Source organism: Shewanella canadensis (assembly GCF_003966225.1).
Lineage (GTDB): Bacteria > Pseudomonadota > Gammaproteobacteria > Enterobacterales > Shewanellaceae > Shewanella > Shewanella canadensis.
This window is the reverse complement of sequence record NZ_RXNU01000006.1, coordinates 115,740-133,247: the sequence shown is the minus strand read 5'-3', so window position 1 is coordinate 133,247 and position 17,508 is coordinate 115,740. Positions and strand designations below refer to the sequence as shown.

Annotated in this window: 14 protein-coding genes; 5 read left to right on the top strand and 9 right to left on the bottom strand. The window is 39.5% G+C overall.

Annotation, left to right across the window (positions count from 1 at the left end):
- The first annotated feature begins 38 nt into the window (after positions 1-38).
- The 4 genes from EKG38_RS13045 to EKG38_RS13030 all read left to right on the top strand — a co-directional run bounded on the left by EKG38_RS13045 (position 39) and on the right by EKG38_RS13030 (position 2,360).
- Positions 39-917 (top strand): hypothetical protein, encoded by an 879-nt coding sequence (locus EKG38_RS13045; protein WP_126520685.1) that lies wholly within the window; start codon positions 39-41, stop codon positions 915-917.
- Positions 918-1,098: 181 nt separating this feature from the next.
- Positions 1,099-1,278 carry an AlpA family transcriptional regulator gene (locus EKG38_RS13040; protein ID WP_126520684.1) on the top strand — a complete coding sequence of 60 codons (180 nt, stop codon included), beginning with the start codon at positions 1,099-1,101 and terminating at the stop codon, positions 1,276-1,278.
- Between the two features lie 78 nt (positions 1,279-1,356).
- Entirely contained in the window at positions 1,357-1,611 is a 255-nt protein-coding gene (locus tag EKG38_RS13035) for a helix-turn-helix transcriptional regulator (protein WP_221767759.1), read from the top strand.
- 188 nt (positions 1,612-1,799) lie between these two features.
- Positions 1,800-2,360 (top strand): YagK/YfjJ domain-containing protein, encoded by a 561-nt coding sequence (locus EKG38_RS13030; protein WP_126520683.1) that lies wholly within the window; start codon positions 1,800-1,802, stop codon positions 2,358-2,360.
- A gap of 234 nt (positions 2,361-2,594) precedes the next feature.
- On the opposite strand, the gene EKG38_RS13025 is transcribed toward EKG38_RS13030, so the two are convergent.
- From EKG38_RS13025 to hsdR, 8 genes are all read right to left on the bottom strand, one after another.
- Positions 2,595-3,770 (bottom strand): hypothetical protein, encoded by a 1,176-nt coding sequence (locus tag EKG38_RS13025; protein WP_126520682.1) that lies wholly within the window; start codon positions 3,768-3,770, stop codon positions 2,595-2,597.
- Positions 3,771-3,811: 41 nt separating this feature from the next.
- Complete coding sequence (locus EKG38_RS13020) at positions 3,812-5,125, bottom strand: McrC family protein (RefSeq protein WP_126520681.1); 1,314 nt, start codon at positions 5,123-5,125, stop codon at positions 3,812-3,814.
- A complete protein-coding gene (locus EKG38_RS13015; RefSeq protein WP_126520680.1) occupies positions 5,106-6,839 on the bottom strand; it encodes an McrB family protein in 1,734 nt (577 codons plus the stop codon). Before EKG38_RS13015 ends, EKG38_RS13020 begins: the two co-directional genes overlap by 20 nt.
- A 38-nt stretch (positions 6,840-6,877) precedes the next feature.
- A complete protein-coding gene (locus EKG38_RS13010; RefSeq protein WP_126520679.1) occupies positions 6,878-7,744 on the bottom strand; it encodes an HNH endonuclease in 867 nt (288 codons plus the stop codon).
- Between the two features lie 2 nt (positions 7,745-7,746).
- On the bottom strand, positions 7,747-9,393 hold the full coding sequence (locus tag EKG38_RS13005) for an AAA family ATPase (RefSeq protein ID WP_126520678.1): 1,647 nt from the start codon (positions 9,391-9,393) through the stop codon (positions 7,747-7,749).
- 2 nt (positions 9,394-9,395) lie between these two features.
- On the bottom strand, positions 9,396-11,339 hold the full coding sequence (locus EKG38_RS13000) for a restriction endonuclease subunit S (protein ID WP_126520677.1): 1,944 nt from the start codon (positions 11,337-11,339) through the stop codon (positions 9,396-9,398).
- On the bottom strand, positions 11,339-12,838 hold the full coding sequence (locus EKG38_RS12995) for an N-6 DNA methylase (RefSeq protein WP_126520676.1): 1,500 nt from the start codon (positions 12,836-12,838) through the stop codon (positions 11,339-11,341). The genes EKG38_RS13000 and EKG38_RS12995 overlap by 1 nt, the downstream gene beginning before the upstream one ends.
- Positions 12,839-12,917: 79 nt before the next feature.
- The gene (hsdR, locus tag EKG38_RS12990; protein WP_126520855.1) at positions 12,918-15,446 is read right to left on the bottom strand and encodes an EcoAI/FtnUII family type I restriction enzme subunit R; all 2,529 of its coding nucleotides are present in this window, start codon (positions 15,444-15,446) and stop codon (positions 12,918-12,920) included.
- Between the two features lie 178 nt (positions 15,447-15,624).
- Here hsdR and EKG38_RS12985 point away from each other — a divergent pair, with 178 nt between their 5' ends.
- Positions 15,625-16,527, top strand: a complete 903-nt coding sequence (locus EKG38_RS12985; RefSeq protein ID WP_126520675.1) for a phospholipase D family protein — start codon at positions 15,625-15,627, stop codon at positions 16,525-16,527.
- Between the two features lie 383 nt (positions 16,528-16,910).
- On the opposite strand, the gene EKG38_RS12980 is transcribed toward EKG38_RS12985, so the two are convergent.
- Complete coding sequence (locus EKG38_RS12980) at positions 16,911-17,306, bottom strand: hypothetical protein (RefSeq protein WP_126520674.1); 396 nt, start codon at positions 17,304-17,306, stop codon at positions 16,911-16,913.
- Positions 17,307-17,508: the final 202 nt, after the last annotated feature.

The window sequence follows — 17,508 nt, the reverse complement described above, 5'->3', positions numbered from 1 at the left end:
ACAACATGAAATATGACTTTAATTCAATAGGAAAATTAATGGCTAACAACCCGTTGCTCACTTACTTTGATTTCGTCCCTGAATTTTGCTCCCTAGACAGGGCTGCCAAAGCTTTTAAGATTGAAAGGGAAGACTTTCTTAACTGGGCGCAAAAATCAAAAATCAAGGTGCATATACACCTCGATGATGTACTACACATCAAAGGTGATGGCCAAGAGATTAATACCCACATCAATGCATACTCACAAGTAGAAAACGATATAAACACAGAATTAAAGCTATTAGACCAGAAAGACCAGAAAGACCAGAAAGACCAGAAAGACCAGAAAGACCAGAAAGACCAGAAAATACGAGTTTTGAAGGAGATACAACAAAAGAAACGTGATATTGAAGAACTAAGACTTTCATTCATCACTGTAGTTAAGAATGAACGCACATACCGTTACATTTCGGCCATAGAAGGGCGCTGGGTATTACCGTCTTATTACGCACTTAAGTTTAGAACAACTGACAAGATTGAAATTGATACCTTATGCACAGACTTCTCGATGATGTGTGATGTCGAGTTAGACCAACTATACACCGTTAATGTAAATGAGCTCAGCATTGCTAGAGAGGAGTTAGAAAAAATCGCCTTATACCTCAAATATGGTGAGCCCTTTCCCAGTATCGCCGATTGCGACTTAACAACAGCCACTCAGCTAAAGAATGTTAGAAAGCCACGGGTAGATTTTCCAACAGTTAGATTTATTGTACAACTATTGAGTCTAATACCCGCTTTGAATGGAACAACATCTCGTCCGAGACAGTATTTAATCATCCAAAAACTTTTAGCAGACAAGAATGAAGCCATTGCTATTGAGGAAAGCACCTTTAAAGGATGGTTTACTAAGTTAAAGAATAAAAAAAATCGGTGATAACGCTAAAAAAACATATCCCCCACTTTTGCTGCAAGGTAATTCAAACCATAAATTCAACAGGTTACCTTGCAAAAAGACTTATCTCATACTGCTGAATATTTATCTCATACCCTTTATCACTCTGTCCTAGGTAATCTGGCACCAGCTGAACAATACGGCTACTTAACTAGGAGATCCGATGAAGATCATCAGACTAAAAAAAGTAATTTTTAAAACAGACCTTTCCCGCTCAACTATCTATGAACTGATTGCACAGGACCAGTTCCCCAAGCAACTGTCTCTAGGCCCTCGATGCGTAGGCTGGATAGAGCAGGAGATCGATGACTGGCTTTCAGAGAAAGCTGCAGCACGTGACTAACTCTAATTAGGACCTCTCAATTTGCCCCTGACTACAGGGGCTACACCTAAAATAATCAACATTCCGATTGGAGTTATCATGAATAGTACCAATGCTGGCTTTTATAAATATTTAGAACAAGAAAACATCAAACGTGTCGCAACAGGGGAGTTTATGAGCATTGAGAAAGCTTTAGGCTGTGTACCTGTAAGCAAATCGACAATTTACCGCTGGGTTAAGGACGGATTATTCCCTGAACCCATACGTGAAAATGGCCGAACTATTGGCTGGAGAGCTATGGATGTTTTCAATTGGTTACACCAGGAGTGGAAAAGAAAAAACGGTATCACCTAAACACATACGCCTTTGTTCTTACGCCTTAATGGCTTTAGACCCTTTCGGTGTATTAAAGCCCTTATAGGCCTTTATGCATTCCCAAGTGCTCTTTTTCCCATAGAAATATTGAATGAATTTCAGCATAGCCCTTTGGTATAGCGCCATTGGGCAATGTGTTGGGTCTAAATACGACGGGTTTTATTATTATGCCCCTACCAATACCTGACAACAATCAACCTTATGTATACCAAGATCAAATTCTGCCTATCCAGAAATTATCAGGTGGTGTCAATAAGAAAATCATGAACCATATCATCTCTCAGATAAATCGCATGCTAGCAATCTACTCCAGGCTATTACTAGTACGTGTCGATATTCGACTGTACCAATCTGACGGCAAAAATGAACTTATCGGTGATTTCATGGAGCAATTAACCCGATCACTTGAATCTCACTATAAATCTAAGGTTGGGTATTTCTGGGTTCGTGAACAAAAAACACCTGAGAACAATATTCACTACCACTGCTTCGTTATCCTTAATGGGAGCAAAGCCAAGAACTCATTTGGGTTAAAACCATATCTTGAGCGTGCCCGTTACCTAGTCGCTGACATCAACTTTTATTGGCCTGATAACTGTAATTACGTCATCAACCGAAACGACATAAAAAGTTTATACTCAGCCATCTACCGCACCAGTTACCTTGCTAAAAACCATACTAAGGAGTTTACCCCTAGAAAGATCAACCGCTATGGGAAAAGAGGTTAACAAGAAAAATAATAGAAATGGATCATGTTTCAAATTTAAAAACGGTCAAAAACGAAACGGAAAGCAAACTTCCTAAAAAATAGAACTGTTTAGCCCAACTTACTGATAGACAAAGCAATATCTGGCAAGATAAATTATTTTTGGATCACTAAAAAGGATCGTGTTTTTCGTACATTGTTCGCGCTAATATTTATTAATAAAAAGACTCATTTTCATTTACGAGTCATAAATAATTTAGCATGAGGAAAGGGTACAAGTAACAAAGCGAGGCAAGTCTGGTGTCACATCTCTGTTTAACTCATTAAACATTCCCCACTCTTCCGCTGTGAAACCTAGTACCCCCCTTTCTGTATGGAGAACGCGGTAAAACTCACCAGATTCATCCTCGCTGTATTTAGTAATTTTATCTATATACTTAAAGCCAGCGATTTCAAAAGTGATGAACATCTCCCTCCCTGTTTCACAACGCTGTAAACTTACCTTCAATCGGCTACTTAAACGCAAAGTTCGAGATTTTAATCCTGCATATTTTCCTGGAGTCCTGATTTCCCTCTCTTCTTTTAAAAAACTAAAACCCTTGAAGGCTTGGCCATGCTCACCAAAGCCTGAATCCATTAGACCTTGCTGGTGGTACTCAAGCCATAGTGCAACAGCATTATTGATACCAAAGTGACCTTCATCCAGACCTTTCACATAAAACTCGGGGCTTGTAGTTAGGTCTTCAGCATAAAATTTATCATTAGTGATCAGAGTCTGTTCTGAATCACTATTGGGAATGTGTTTAAATGAGGTCAGCTTGTTAAACCGTTCAGGAGAAATCATTCGACCTGATACATAACAATTACGCTTCCAGGCTTGTGCTACGCATGCTGCAATATCGGCTCTACACTTCCAATAGCCATAAATCCACTGTTCACAAAAATGATATCGGTAAATTGGCTCATCAGCTACCTCGCCCACCTTTTCTCTCATTAAAATGAGCGCATCATATTCATCAGTCATAAACTCAGAGGTTAACAACCAACCATCAATCTTATGTCCATCAGCTGATTGCAATAGTGCGTCTAGCCAATCACCAAACATCTTAGGTTGTTTATAGAAATACTTTATGTCGTATAGCTCCTCAGAGCCACCTTCAAGCCACTCAACACGAACCCCGAACAGGATAGCAGCCGCTTCAAGTACATCTGCATTTAGAGCCTTCAAGAGCTCACTCTCTTGCTCAACTTGATGAATGGTAAGGTTATGGCCAAAGAAACGCGGTATCTGCGCACGGGCAACACCATGCGCCTCAAACAAACGAATGAAGCGCTGTGCAGTATTGGTAACGATAGGTTGTGGGTTACGCCAACTTTTATACCTATCCCAAAGCGAAAAACCACTATTAATTTGGCTTAGAAACCTGAACATTAATCATATCCTTATGGCTAGATGGTTTTGAACAAAATCATTTAAATAACTGCACGCAACTGCATAAACGACATAGTAAGGCTCACTACCGGACACACATCCGTTTCAAGGTCATAAGGCACAACATGTAACTTCAAACCAGGTTTGAACTCAAAGTGCTCTAAGGACTCAGTAAAACCTGCGTGCTTTGGATAGATCAGATATAAGTCACCTTGCCCTTGCAGGTACTTTTCACCATAAGCAAACAGCTGATACATATCTGATTGACTCAAATTGTACTTATGCTCAGTAGTGCTAAGAGAGGAATCTAACCGCTTCCACTTGGTATCCATCACAGAAATAACACAAGTTTTGTCATAAACCACAATGTCCGGTTTTAGCCTGAACCAGTCGTCACCCCTGTGATTTGTTAAGCAGTGGCTAGAGACCTGCTCTTTTAACTTTAATGCTGGTGGTAGTTGTCGCTGTAGCTGCTTGGCAACATAGCGCTCAAACAGCTGTTCCATCGGAAATAGGAACGATAAACCGTTATGTTGTCCCACCATAGCAACAGGAGACTGATAACTCAAAATCAGTTCACACCACGGCTTTAAAGGGCGGTAATGTGCAAGCCCCCTATCATCCTTCCATAATCTAAAATCTAGCGCATAGTTAGCCGATAAATCGATATCATTAAATACAAATAGCAATTCACGGGCTAGACGTTGATTGGCACTCGACGTAGACCATTTAAGTACTTGTTTCAATGAAGAGTGCAGTAAACGGTTTTCAGCGCGATTTGCACTATAGATGTCATGAGCAACATGAAAATGATGTTGTCGACCAGGGCGTTGCCTGAGTTGTTTAGCAACTTTCAGCTGCCCTTTAAGGTAGGGTGATTCCCTCTCAATACGTTGGTACTCATTTCTAATACCTTGCCTCACCAGCTTAGAGACCGCTTTTATAAAATGCGAAATCAATAACTCGTAAAGTGGTTGCTTCAATAGCTGTAGCTGAGATTGTTGAAACTCTTCTAATTTTAGCTTTTCAACACGAGCCAACATTTTTAGCAAGATTTTACGGGCAGACTCAGGATCACAAGCTTGACTTGAAGTCTTAGGTAAAATTTCGATACGGGTTAGGCATGGTGTTTCAAGTACCCCGACAAAGTTAACTACCTGCAGAGCAACTGATTTACCGTAGCGCTTTACTTTAACGAGCTCCCGCTGCTTTTCACCATTACTTACGCCATTAGCAAGCAGCCACTCAAACGCACTCTTAGGTATTGAGTGACAATCTATGCTGCTGTTGTCGCCCTCATTAGTTAAAAGAGCAAACTCCCTAACAGTGACATTGTTAACCTTGTTGCGAGTCATAAATGCCTTTATATGCTTTAGGATTAAGCAATGCAGCGTTATTTCGTTGATAAGGTCTAATGCCTTCTTGTGACCAGTCATTACCCATCAACTGCAATACAGAAGCATCAGTAAACTTCTCTTCAATGAATTTCAAGCTGATATCAGATTTAAGATGATCGCCAAGTACCTGCCCTACACGCTCCCAATCCTCAAAGAAATACTCTTCTAGCAAAGGTAGAATCTCTAACTCGAAAATACGGGCTAAGCGTTCAATGGTGCATTCTTCTTTCAGTGGTAAAAAGAAACTGTGGCCAATGGTATGTTCACGGTCATATAGCAGCTCAATACGCTTATTAATCGTTTCTAACAACCTAGCGATATCGATACCTTCGACATCAACGCCTGACATCAGCTCATGCTTAGGCATCATCTCAACAAACTCGAAACGACGACGGAGCGCAATATCAACTTGAGCCAACGACTTATCAGCAGTGTTCATCGTGCCGATAATATGAAGGTTAGAAGGAACCGAGAAAAGCTCCTTAGAATACGGCAGCTTCACCGATAGAGCTTCAGCTCCACCAGCACGTTTACTAGGTTCAATTAGTGTGATCAGTTCACCGAAGATATTGGAGATATTGCCACGGTTTATTTCATCGATGATTAGAACAAATGGCTGTTGCGTGGATTCATGATTTGCTATCTCAGCAATATATTCTTTTAGCCCGAAATGCTTCTTTAAGTAGAGTAAACAGCCTTCAACATAAGAGGTGTTATAAATGCCTTGTTTCGAGCCTGTAAGGTATAGCTTTCTCACATTAGCTATTGAGGCTACATACTTGGGGTCAGTACTTTCGGTGGAATGTGGGAATATTTTAAAAGTAGCTCCACCAGAGTATTCAATTTCGAACTTCTTACCACGAACGGTTTCCATTTCTATACGGTCATCAGCTTCTTCATATTTTTCTTGAAGTTGTAACACAGCATCTTCAAAAGCATCAACAGATACCACTTGTGAATGACTTGAACTTGCTCGTTCACATATGGCTTTAAAAACACCAGCCTCAACACTATATGACAACACACCGTCATCACTATTGGCCTTTAAACCTTCAACAAAATCTTCATAGCTGAAACTCTGATGGAAGGTCACAAAGCCAATACGGTTTTTGGCCACAAGCTCATCAAAGCGAGATTTAATTTTAGTACGATTACCTTCATATTGAGCTAGATAATCAGGGTCTATAATTGCAATTGCTTGATTGATGGTATTGTAAGTTTTACCCGTACCTGGTGGGCCATATAAAATTTGATTCAATGCTGTCACTTGGTCACCCGCTTTAGTTATCTGCTTTGCAATGTCTTCATTCGATTGATTAGCTAGTCCTATCAATGACAACAACTGTTGAACAGCGTGTTCATTTTCAACATTAAAAGCATAACCATATTGAGATTTACCCTCAAATTTAGGTAATCGACGAAAACTAGTATTCTTAGTTGTCTGCCAATCAGTCTCAACGCCTTCTATTGCATCAACCTCACCTTTCAAGTTCACGACACCAGGGTGAAGCACAAGCGGTTGTTTCTCAACGACTTTACCTAATTTGCGCTTGACATAAATATACGAATTTTGATCTAGGCAGTGCTCATAAGCATAGGAAGGATGATTATGGTTATGGGCAGTCCCTATTAACTTAAGTAAAACTTTATGAACTTGTTCTGAATTTAGCATCCAAATACTCGAAATTTTTGAGGTTAGTTTTGTTAGTTCTAAGGCTGAACCAATGTTGCGTTATGTCTTTCAGTTAGCCAATGAACCATTCCATCTGAATTCAGTAAGCCGTGACATAATATTGATAACCAATTATTTTTTGAGCCCGTTAATTCGTCATTTCTGTCTAGGCAATCTTCAATCCCCTCTCTTACTCTTTCTTCTGTTAATGGCCTTCTTTTAGGTAGAGTTTGAATAACTGTCGAGGGTCGTTCTTTTAGCTTAGTTAATTGCCCCTTAAGCCACTTTTCTACCCCTGACTTAATTACAATATTTCGAGTGTGATACTTTATCGAGGCTATCTCAGGATGAATGGGATTTACATAAACTATGTCTAAATCAAACCAACGATAATTACTGCGGTGGGTTATTTTGCAACTAAGTAACCTATCAGCTAATACATCATCAAAATACGGATGCAAGACTCTAGCTTGTGTAGCTATGTTGCCCTTTAGTGCAGTACCACGCTTCAGATTACAGTCACATGCAGGAACCAAATTTTTAGAGAAAATAGCCCATGCTTGGTAGTCCGATTTAGGAAGAATGTGGTCACGAGTAAACGGCTTAAAACCACCACACATAGGACAAACATCAGGTGAAGAATCTTTAATTCTATCTAAATAGTCGATTGATACCGGTGGCGATGAATAATGACTAAGTAATCCAGACTTTAATTTGTCATTTATTGCAGGGACAGCTATCGACCAAGGATTTCCGCAATTCACTACATAGTCATTGTATGCTTGTATCAAGACTTGCTTTTGGTCTCTCAGCTCCGGAAAGGTCGTTTTATGAAGGCTGTCATTTTCAGCTAACTCGTCTAAATACCTGAGGTCGTTAACTATAACAGGAGTTAGCTTCTTCATAGCTAATCCTCAAACCTAGATTTCAAATCCATTAGTGCACCTAATGACAATTCAACGCCCAACTCATCTGCAACAGATTCGAATGTTCTGTGTTTAATTTTTTTAAAGATTTTATCTGTTAAGCGATTTTCAACATCTTCATTAAAAACGAACTGGGATATAGACTCAATATCAGCACCAAATGTTCTTAACCTAGGTATTTGTATATCAATACCCCCATCATTAGATGAGAAAATATGAACCTGCTTGCGGCCTACCTCCCTAACAAAGTAAGGCGAGTGAGTCGCTATAACGGCAAATGAACCAGTGTGCTCTATCAGGTAATCTAATAGTTCCACAAATTCACCAATAAAATTAGGATGCATATGGGTTTCAGGCTCATCTAAAACAATAAGAGTCCCATTCTCAATGTATAAGCAGCACTGCAAGGCAAATTGAAAAAATGTTAATTGCCCACTACTTAAATCGTAATATTCATCACCTACTTTAACGACTGGTTGCTTACAGCCCTTAACGAGTTCAGCAATTTTCAAGCCCTGTTCGGTAAAGCCATCCACAAAATTTAAGTTCTTTACAGGAATATAGTAAGTATCAGTTATTTTTAAAAACAATGATTGAACATCGATAGCTTTTGACAACGCCTCTTTAAATATATCAATACGGTAGGTCTTTCTAATATAACTTTCGCTTCTCAGCAGTTGTTCAAATAAATCCCCTATGGATTTATTGTTAGAAGCTGAAGAACTGTTTAAATCAATCTTCCGATAAAACAACTTTTGGCTATTTGCATATTCACCTGGGAATGTCGAGCTTGCCTCACCGGGGCTCACTAGTGCTAATAGTCGATTTATCATTGGTTGTTTTAAGAGGTTATCGTTTGTCGATATTGTAGTTGTATCTGGCTCAGGTCTTCTCAAGAGTGCTCGACATAACTTGTTTAAACTTTGGCTTTTTCCTAACCCATTCTTTCCAATAAGTACACTTATTCGACTTGGAATCAGTGCCTTGCCATCAAAATTAAAGTCAATTAAATGGCTGTTTTTAAAACCATTTAATTTAAACTCTAAGCTAAATGAATTTGAAATTGCTGAGTAGTTTTCTAACTCAATTCCTTTAATAATTGACTCTGCATTATGAAAAGCGAAAAAAGACTCAGATTTACGCATAAAAGCACGACTAAAAGCTACAGAAGTAAGCACCTTTTCGTATAGGCCTTTAGGGGATGAAAAGTTGGCGGAGAGCAATACGTTATTCATTGATTTCAAAAATAATTCTGTATCTTTTACGCCTAGTTTAAGAACTACTTTTCTATATTCTTGCAAGTTAGGGAAATGAGTGAAAAAGGTAAAATCCTCACCATTACTTTTATATTTTAATGCTTTATCAATGTTACTGAGCAGTTCCCATTGTTCTTTATCCATACTTTCTAAGTCAGATTTATTTTTGGCTAACGGTAAAAAACCGATTAATAAGTCACCTTTCAAGACCGTTTTACAGTCCCACATACACAATTCGTAAGTAGCGTTAATATTGTAACCAAAGTCATTCCAATCACTTGACTGCCTGACCAATACCTGACCACCAAGAGGTGAAGCAGTAACCCCTTTACTCTCACAAAATATAACGTCTAACTTTTTATTGCTTTCCATGATTAAACAGCCTGTTCGACAATGGCGTCGGTGAGGTTAAGTTGGGTGGTTTGGGCATCAGTTAAACGGGCTTTAAGTTGGTCGCAAAGTACCATTAGCTCATCGACTTTAGCGACGATACGTTTTTGTTCATCATACGGTGGGAGTGGAAACCTAAAGCTACGTACTATTTTTCCATTCAAAGCAGGTTGAGCACCTCCTCTACCGTCACCGCGATGAGCTTCATATTTGCTTTGCGCCCACATCCAAACAAACTCTGGCACAACCTGCTTTTCATTAAAAACAAATGCTGCCACATTTTGATTTGTACACGCATCAATTCCAAGTAAAGCAGTTTGACCTCTTGTTTTGCCTTGCCCAATAATCGCCATTAGTAAGCTTCGTTTAGGTATCATTGAAGTACTTGAATTATTAAAGCCCCGTTGAGTTATTTTTTCGGAAGTATCTTTAATAATATTCCCAGCAACTTCTCCTGAACTTACCCAAGCTATATCTCCACGCCAAAATGATGATTCAGCTCTACTGGGGGTACTGCCTAATCGAATATCTGCAAAGTCTTGCACAACAATCTGTAGCCATGAGTTTGGTAAAGCTGCAATTTCACCAATTGCTTCTACTGCAGATTGTTTTTTTATTTTCTTGTCTGCGATCAACTGTGTTTTATCTGCTTTGATCCGCTCTAGTAACTTGTCTGCTGGTTCGTCATTGTCGTCTTGTTCCACCAGCTTGCCCATGACGGCGAGTTGTAGGATGGTTTGTTTTAGGGTGTCGATACTGGCGCTGGTGGTGAATAGCGTATCGAAGTGTTCGGCAACGCGCTGCCAGTCCTTTGCAAAGCTATGAGTAAGAGATTGCTCAAAGCTATTTGCAACAGTTCGCTCAGGGCTGTTTTCAACGGCATGCTCAAGGCTGCTGACTTGCGCAGGGCTGTTTGCACTGCTAGTTGCATCAATAATTGCATCGCTAGCCTTGTTTTCGCTGTTAGTGTTCTCTTTATGAGCAGAAGGCAGCAGTAATGCCCCGAGTAAGGTTTCCACTAAGGTTTGGTGTGCAACTAAGCTCGCTTCTGTTTGCGCTTCTAGGGCATCACATAAACTCATCAGCTCATCGACTTTAGCGACGATGCGATGTTGTTCTTGTTCAGAACAAATAGGTATTAGAAGGTCTGTTACATCACTCATTTTTAAGTTTGGTTGCAACCCGCTACCACTGAAACGATTTTTATATGTATTTAAAACATAAGGACTACGTAACATAAAAAAAGCGAACTCAGGATTCACATATGCTCGAATAGCTGCCACACGCTGATTAAGTAATGAGTTGTGGTAACTCTGAGGACACATACTTACCTTTAACCCATCGGAGATATACGGACGTGTTAAAGCGAGTATTAGGTCATCTTTTTTTACACTGAATGAACTGTATAAATCCAAAAACTCTTTTGGTAAGTATTCATCTGTTTCAATTAAATTGCCTACACCTGCGTTGGTAATTTTAATTGACTTAACACCTACCTCTGATGAGAAATCACCACTTTTAAAAGCATTGCCGGAGAATATTTGTGCGTAGTCACCTAATCGAATCCACTCCCAACCTTTCGGCAAATCAAACGGCTTTTCATCGTCGCTAATTTCAGGCAAGGCTTTCGGTTTTTTAATCTTCTTGTCTTTCACCAGTTGCGCTTTTTCAGCGGCAATACGTTCAAGCAAGACTGATGCAGGTTCGTCTTTCTCATCTTGTGGAACTAGCTTACCGCGCACGGCGAGTTCTAAAATCAGTTCACGTAGCTTTTTGATGCCATGCAGTGAAAACTTCTTAGATGAACCACGGCCTGATGCTGACTTTTGCTCGATGGCAGTCGTCCAGATATCTAAATGCTCGGTGACTAGCTTATCGACGTTCGCTTTGGCTGTAGTGTCTGTAGTTAACAAGTCATGCTCAGCCATTATTTAGCTTCTCCGCTCTTTACTGGAGTGACAGCTGTCGGAGCAAGCGCGGCAGAAAGAATGCCTTTTAGCTGGTCACGTAAGGCTTGAATATCGGCTTGTTGCTTGGCGTAGTCTTGTAATAACTCTTGTGGGTCATGGCTGATGACCTCACCCACATGTGGGTTTTTAATATCGAGGTTGTAGTTACGTGCAATGATGTCATCGATTGAGACTTTCCATGCTTGTTCTGTTTCAACGCGTGATGCAAAACCATCGGCCTCATTGCCCCACCAGCTCATCTCAGTTTCAAATTCTTCAAACTTCATTGGCTTGGTTTTGTTGTAGTTTTTGACCCCTGCTGGGTACGGGTGCTCGTAGAACCATACTTCTTTGGTTGGCTGACCTTTGGTGAAGAACAAGATGTTAGTCTTGATGCCAGTGTAAGGGTTGAATACGCCATTAGGGAGTCGAACGATTGTATGTAAATTACATTCTGCTAATAGCTTGGCTTTAATTTTAGTGATGACGCCTTCACCAAATAATGAGCCATCGGGTAATACGATTGCAGCTCGCCCGTTATCTTTTAGTACATGAATTATAAGCTGTAGGAACAAATCGGCGGTTTCTCTGGTGCGAGTCGCAGCAGGGAAGTTATGTTCAATACCGTCTTCTTCAGTGCCACCAAATGGCGGATTAGTGATGATGACATCAAACTTTTGATCTGATTTCCATTCACGTAGATTTTTTTCTAAGGTATTGCCATGGCGAATATTGCTGGGTACTTCTATGCCGTGCAGCATCAAGTTAGTTACACACAGTAAATGCGGTAATTGTTTTTTCTCAACACCATTAATTTGCTGTTGAAGCACCGCAAAATCTTTACCATCTTTGCATTGCGGTTTTATATGGTTAATTGAACAGGTTAAAAAGCCGCCAGTTCCACACGCAGGGTCAATGAGTTTCTCACCTAATTGCGGATTAACTTGCTCCACCATAAACCGAGTAACTGCCCGTGGAGTATAAAATTCGCCGGCATTACCTGCTGCTTGTAGATCTTTTAAAATTTGTTCATACATATCACCAAAAAGGTGGCGTTCATCACTTGTTCCAAAGTTTATATTGTCAATCTTATCAATCAGCTGACGTAACAAAGTCCCATTTTTCATGTAATTATAAGCATCTTCAAATGCCTGTTTCACTACATAGCTACGAGGATTAACGGCTTTATTAACTGGTAACTTTTTTAAAGAAGGAAATAATTCGTTATTGATAAATTCTAGTAGCAAGTCGCCGGTTATTGGTTTTTCACCTTTCGCCCAGTTACGCCAGAGCAACTCTGTAGGGATAGGGCTCACGTATGTATCCCCTAACTCTTCCTCTATATCTTCTTCAAGCGTGTCAAATATTTTTAGAAATAATAACCAAGATAATTGACCAAGACGTTGTGCATCACCATCAATACCAGCATCTTTACGCATGATATTTTGTATGCTCTTAATTGTTGAAGAAATAGACATGTTTTTTTGTATTACCCGCTAAACAGAAGAGGCGGTATTATAAGGTCTAAAGACGCTCCAATACCGAATTATTTAGTTGCTATGCTTGTTGTTTATAGTCGTCGTTATATATTTGATCTTCTAACTCTTTGAGTGCTTGTTGGTACTCATCTTTACCGTTAAAAAATTCTCGGTAAATTTCTCGTTTGTTACCTAGGTTAGAAATTGGTTGCACCCTAAGAATATCATTGTTTTCAATAGCTTCAATCCCATTATCGGCATATTTATCAAGCAGAGCTTGAAGTACCTTTTTGGCTGAATCAGAATATTTACCAAAGCAATTACGCTTTTTTACGTTGTTGGCGCGTTCAGCCCTTGTTAGCGGCGGCTGTGCAAAAGCGAGGTAGCAGATTAAGTCATAAGGGTCTAATTGTTTATTAACTGCTTCAAATAAGGTTTCCCAAACGATGCCTTGGTCGGCTAGCTCATCGATAATAGCCTGCTTTTTATCTGCATCATTCCATTTGCGTATAAAGTCATTTAATGATGTGAACTTCTGTTGAAACGCTCCTTTAGCCTCAGACACTATTTGTATGTAGGACTCTGTTTCAAGCTCACCTGTAATACCAACATTAGCGACAGAATGATGTGATTGGTTCACAACGACGCCTTTAACGAACACTTTTTCACTTGAACTGCCGCCTCCTTCACCTCCAGTATCATCACCGCCAGTATTACTTCCTCCACCTTCGTCTGGCCCTGCGGTAGTGAACCCTGGTTCACCGTTTTCGCCTGCTTCACCAGCAGAATCAGAAGGTTCTCGCTCATCTGGAGGAACAGTTGTTTCACCTGGTTTAGGGTTGTATATGCAGATTGATGGCCCGTTAAAGTCATCTTCATAAATTAGTTTGGAAACATTTTTGAAATCAAAGATAGTGAACCAGGTTTTATTATGTCCACCGTCTTCGTAAATACGAGTACCTCGACCTATAACTTGTTTAAACTTAGTCATAGAGTTCATCACCTGATCTAAGACAATAAATTTGCAGGTTTGAGCGTCAACTCCAGTAGTCATTAATTCAGAGGTTGTTACTATAACCGGATACGCTTCGTCGGGGTCAATGAAGTAGTCAAGTTGGTCTTTACCTACTTTATTGTCACCGGTAATTCGCTCAACGTATTTGTCATTTTTGAGAACTAAATCTTGATTTTCGTTAATCAGAGCTTGTCGCATTCGAATAGCGTGGTTGATATCGGCACAAAATATAATTGTTTTGGCCATACGGTTATTCGTTTTCTTTAGGTGGTCTGAAAATATTTTAGCGACATTTTTAGTTCGCTCATCAATAACCAGTTTTCTATCATAATCTTTAACATTGTAGATGCGTTGCTCAACCAACTCGCCCTTCTCATCTCTCATACCAGGCGTTGGTTCCCAGGCCTCATCAATATCAAACCCTATATTAATTACTTTATAAGGAGCTAGAAAACCATCTTCAATACCTTGCGCTAAGCTATAGGTATAGATAGCGTCACCGAAATATTGACTATTAGAGTCTTCTTTAGTTTCTAACGGTGTGGCTGTTAAACCGACTTGTGTTGCTGAATCAAAATGATTTAGGATTTCACGCCAAGCGGATTCCTCCTTAGCGCTACCACGATGACATTCATCAATAATAATTAAATCAAAAAAGTTTTCAGGTAATGATTTAAACACCTTCTTGTATTCTTCTTTACCGGTGATTGACTGATACAGGCCAAGATATATTTCATAAGAACTATCGATTTTCCCCTGGTGAATGGCGTTTGTTAACACTTCTTCAGTGCCATCACTACGCTCAACCGTTTTAGATTTCGCATTCAGCTTAGCCATAACACCTTTGAACGGCCTAAAATCATTTACCATGGTTTGATCGACTAATATATTTCGATCTGCTAGAAAAAGAATCCGGGGCTGAGTGCCTTTTTGTTCAATATGGAAATTTCTGTAACGGCTTATTATTTGGAAAGCAGTAAAGGTTTTACCTGTACCTGTTGCCATAACTAATAATATTTTAGATTGTTTTTTTGATATAGCTTCAATGGTGCGATTAATTGCAATAGATTGATAATAACGAGGTGAACGGTCACTTTCATCATCACTATGGTAGTTTTGACCGCAGAATAATGCCTGTTCTTGCGTCCATTTCTTCCATTTCGCATATTTGGTCCATAGCTCTTCAGGTGATGGGAACTCTTCTAAGCTAATTTTTGTTTCGAGCACTTGGTGGGGAAGTACTGTTTTGTCATGAAAGATAAAACCATCACCATTCGAACTAAAAGCAAAAGGAACATCTAAATAACGAATGTAATTTATTGCCTGTTCTATACCATGCTCTACAGAAAATTCATTACTTTTAGCCTCAACTGCAGCCAATGGGATACCAGGCTTGTAGTACAGAGTAAAATCTGGCTTAAGAATTTTATCTTTATTTCGAGATGAAGCATTACCTTTGACAATGACCTGCCCCTTAGTCATTTCCTCTTCCCGCATTTGGGTAATAGGCTCCCAACCAGCATTAACAATGGCTGGACGAATATAAATATTTCGGACTTCAGTTTCTGTTAACGTTGCTTTATTGATGCCCATTGTCAATCAAGATCCTTCTCATAAGATAACAAACAGTTACGGACGTTGATTGTGCCATAAAGTGATTATCAAACACAGGGTTTAGGTCAAGAAAGGAGCCTTATGCATAGAAAACAACTATAGTAATTTTGATGTATCACTTACAACGGATTGACCCTTTCACACGGAGAGTAAAAGCATGTTTTTAGATAGTAATACAACAATTAGGAAAAACATTGACAGACTAACAGCCCTTCAATCAAGCGAGCAGCCGATTCTTATTGCCGTTGCTTATTGGGGAAAAGATTCAGAGCAAATGTTGAGTGAACATAGAAAATACAATGTCATATGCAATTTAACTGATGGCGGAACAAACCCTCATGCAATTAGGCGCATAATGGAATTAGAAAATATTGAAATTCACCACCTGCAGCGACTTCATGCAAAAGTAGTAATAGGTGAAAAAGAGACAATAATTGGGTCTGCTAATTTTTCAGCGAATGGACTAGGGTACGGCCAAGCTGAAAGCTGCGGTCTAATCGAAGCATCAATAACAACTAAAACAGATGAATCTATAACAAATTGGTTCATAAATCTTTGGGAGGCATCAACCCAAATAACCGAAGAAGACCTCCGAAAGGCTGAAGGTGCTTGGGACCAGAAAATTGACTCTACATATAATGCACCATTAGACAAGCCTGATGGAGAACTGCAAGCAAGTGAACTTTTTGAACTTGAAATTAACCCTCATAATGAAATAAGAATGGCCAGCAGTAGACTAGTAAGAAGGTATTTAGAAACGATCGAACCTGATAAATTAATTAATGAAAAAGCATCAATAAAACGTAGTGTGTGGAGTCCGGCTCAAGCTGCGAACTTCCTGTGGGTCCTATCTGGTAAGACGATTAAAACCAATATAGTTAATTGCAGAGTGTTCACCTCTACTGACCAAATATCAAGCAGGATGGATGATTTACGTACTCGGGAAAACGTATTAGCTTTTTTAGAAGTATTAAGCACGGACAAAAGCTTTTCAAAAGAAATTAGATATTGGGCAACCGTAGGTCTTGAAAAATTACAGAGAGCAAACCAGTGTAGGTGACAATGCAATGCCTCAAGGGAGCCTATTTGCAGTATCACATTAAGTATTTTTTTAAACTAAGCAAAGTAACTCACTTTTATTGTGACACCGAATGGAACACCATTAGAGATGCTGCACGAGTAAAATCAACATAAACAGCACTTTAAAAACACAAACAGAGCCCCGCCGCCTCCACCAATTCAGAAAAAGAGCCAACCTTAGCGGGTTGGCTCTTTTTTATGTCTAATTATATTGATGAAAAAAATCCTAGCCCCATATCAACCCTCAATCAATTCTAAGGAAAGCCAATCTATATCAGGACTCGTCACATGTATGAGGTAAAACTGAAAGTGAAAATGACCACAGTTTAGCTAGTAACGATGGCAGGAAAAGCGCTTCATCAATTAGATCAATGAATATAGCCAGGTTCCGAACCTATAGATGTCATAGAGGAAGTAACAGAGAAGGAAAAGCGTACCAATCTGAATCAACTTGTCTCTCCAATCTATGTCTGACAGAAGATCTTCGACATCCTCCTCTATAGATTCCTCTGAGGGGCTTATATCATCGACTCCTTGTGTATCGACTCCTTGCATACCCTGCCTGGCTGTATTGATTGGAGTAACGGAAGACTTGGTCGCATCTTGTTGAGCAGCCCTCAACGCCAAGTTTTCTAACGTCAATTTATCATTCTCAAGCCGTAGCTTTTTCATGCTTCTCACCTGTACCGAGAAACCGATAAAACCCGCCAACGGAATTGAAATAGCGATAATTACAAACCAAATGATTTCGATATTCATCTCTATAGCTTCATCTTATGTTGAAAAACAATATATCTGCATGTCGATCATCTAAATGCCACTAGTGTCGATAGTTTGCATCTAGCGATAATTCACACCTATCTATAATTCACACTTTAAGATAGAACAATCATCTTCGAATAACAGCATTTTCACTCTTGATATGCTTTACTGTAGCAGAACTTTTGTTCACTTTAAGCAC

Excerpts from the sequence above, each read along its gene's own strand:
- EKG38_RS13045 (WP_126520685.1), top strand. The coding sequence starts at position 39 with ATGGCTAACAACCCGTTGCTCACTTACTTTGATTTCGTCCCTGAATTT.
- EKG38_RS13040 (WP_126520684.1), top strand. The coding sequence starts at position 1,099 with ATGAAGATCATCAGACTAAAAAAAGTAATTTTTAAAACAGACCTTTCC.
- EKG38_RS13035 (WP_221767759.1), top strand. The coding sequence starts at position 1,357 with ATGAATAGTACCAATGCTGGCTTTTATAAATATTTAGAACAAGAAAAC.
- EKG38_RS13030 (WP_126520683.1), top strand. The coding sequence starts at position 1,800 with ATGCCCCTACCAATACCTGACAACAATCAACCTTATGTATACCAAGAT.
- EKG38_RS13025 (WP_126520682.1), bottom strand. The coding sequence starts at position 3,770 with ATGTTCAGGTTTCTAAGCCAAATTAATAGTGGTTTTTCGCTTTGGGAT.
- EKG38_RS13020 (WP_126520681.1), bottom strand. The coding sequence starts at position 5,125 with ATGACTCGCAACAAGGTTAACAATGTCACTGTTAGGGAGTTTGCTCTT.
- EKG38_RS13015 (WP_126520680.1), bottom strand. The coding sequence starts at position 6,839 with ATGCTAAATTCAGAACAAGTTCATAAAGTTTTACTTAAGTTAATAGGG.
- EKG38_RS13010 (WP_126520679.1), bottom strand. The coding sequence starts at position 7,744 with ATGAAGAAGCTAACTCCTGTTATAGTTAACGACCTCAGGTATTTAGAC.
- EKG38_RS13005 (WP_126520678.1), bottom strand. The coding sequence starts at position 9,393 with ATGGAAAGCAATAAAAAGTTAGACGTTATATTTTGTGAGAGTAAAGGG.
- EKG38_RS13000 (WP_126520677.1), bottom strand. The coding sequence starts at position 11,339 with ATGGCTGAGCATGACTTGTTAACTACAGACACTACAGCCAAAGCGAAC.
- EKG38_RS12995 (WP_126520676.1), bottom strand. The coding sequence starts at position 12,838 with ATGTCTATTTCTTCAACAATTAAGAGCATACAAAATATCATGCGTAAA.
- hsdR (WP_126520855.1), bottom strand. The coding sequence starts at position 15,446 with ATGGGCATCAATAAAGCAACGTTAACAGAAACTGAAGTCCGAAATATT.
- EKG38_RS12985 (WP_126520675.1), top strand. The coding sequence starts at position 15,625 with ATGTTTTTAGATAGTAATACAACAATTAGGAAAAACATTGACAGACTA.
- EKG38_RS12980 (WP_126520674.1), bottom strand. The coding sequence starts at position 17,306 with ATGAATATCGAAATCATTTGGTTTGTAATTATCGCTATTTCAATTCCG.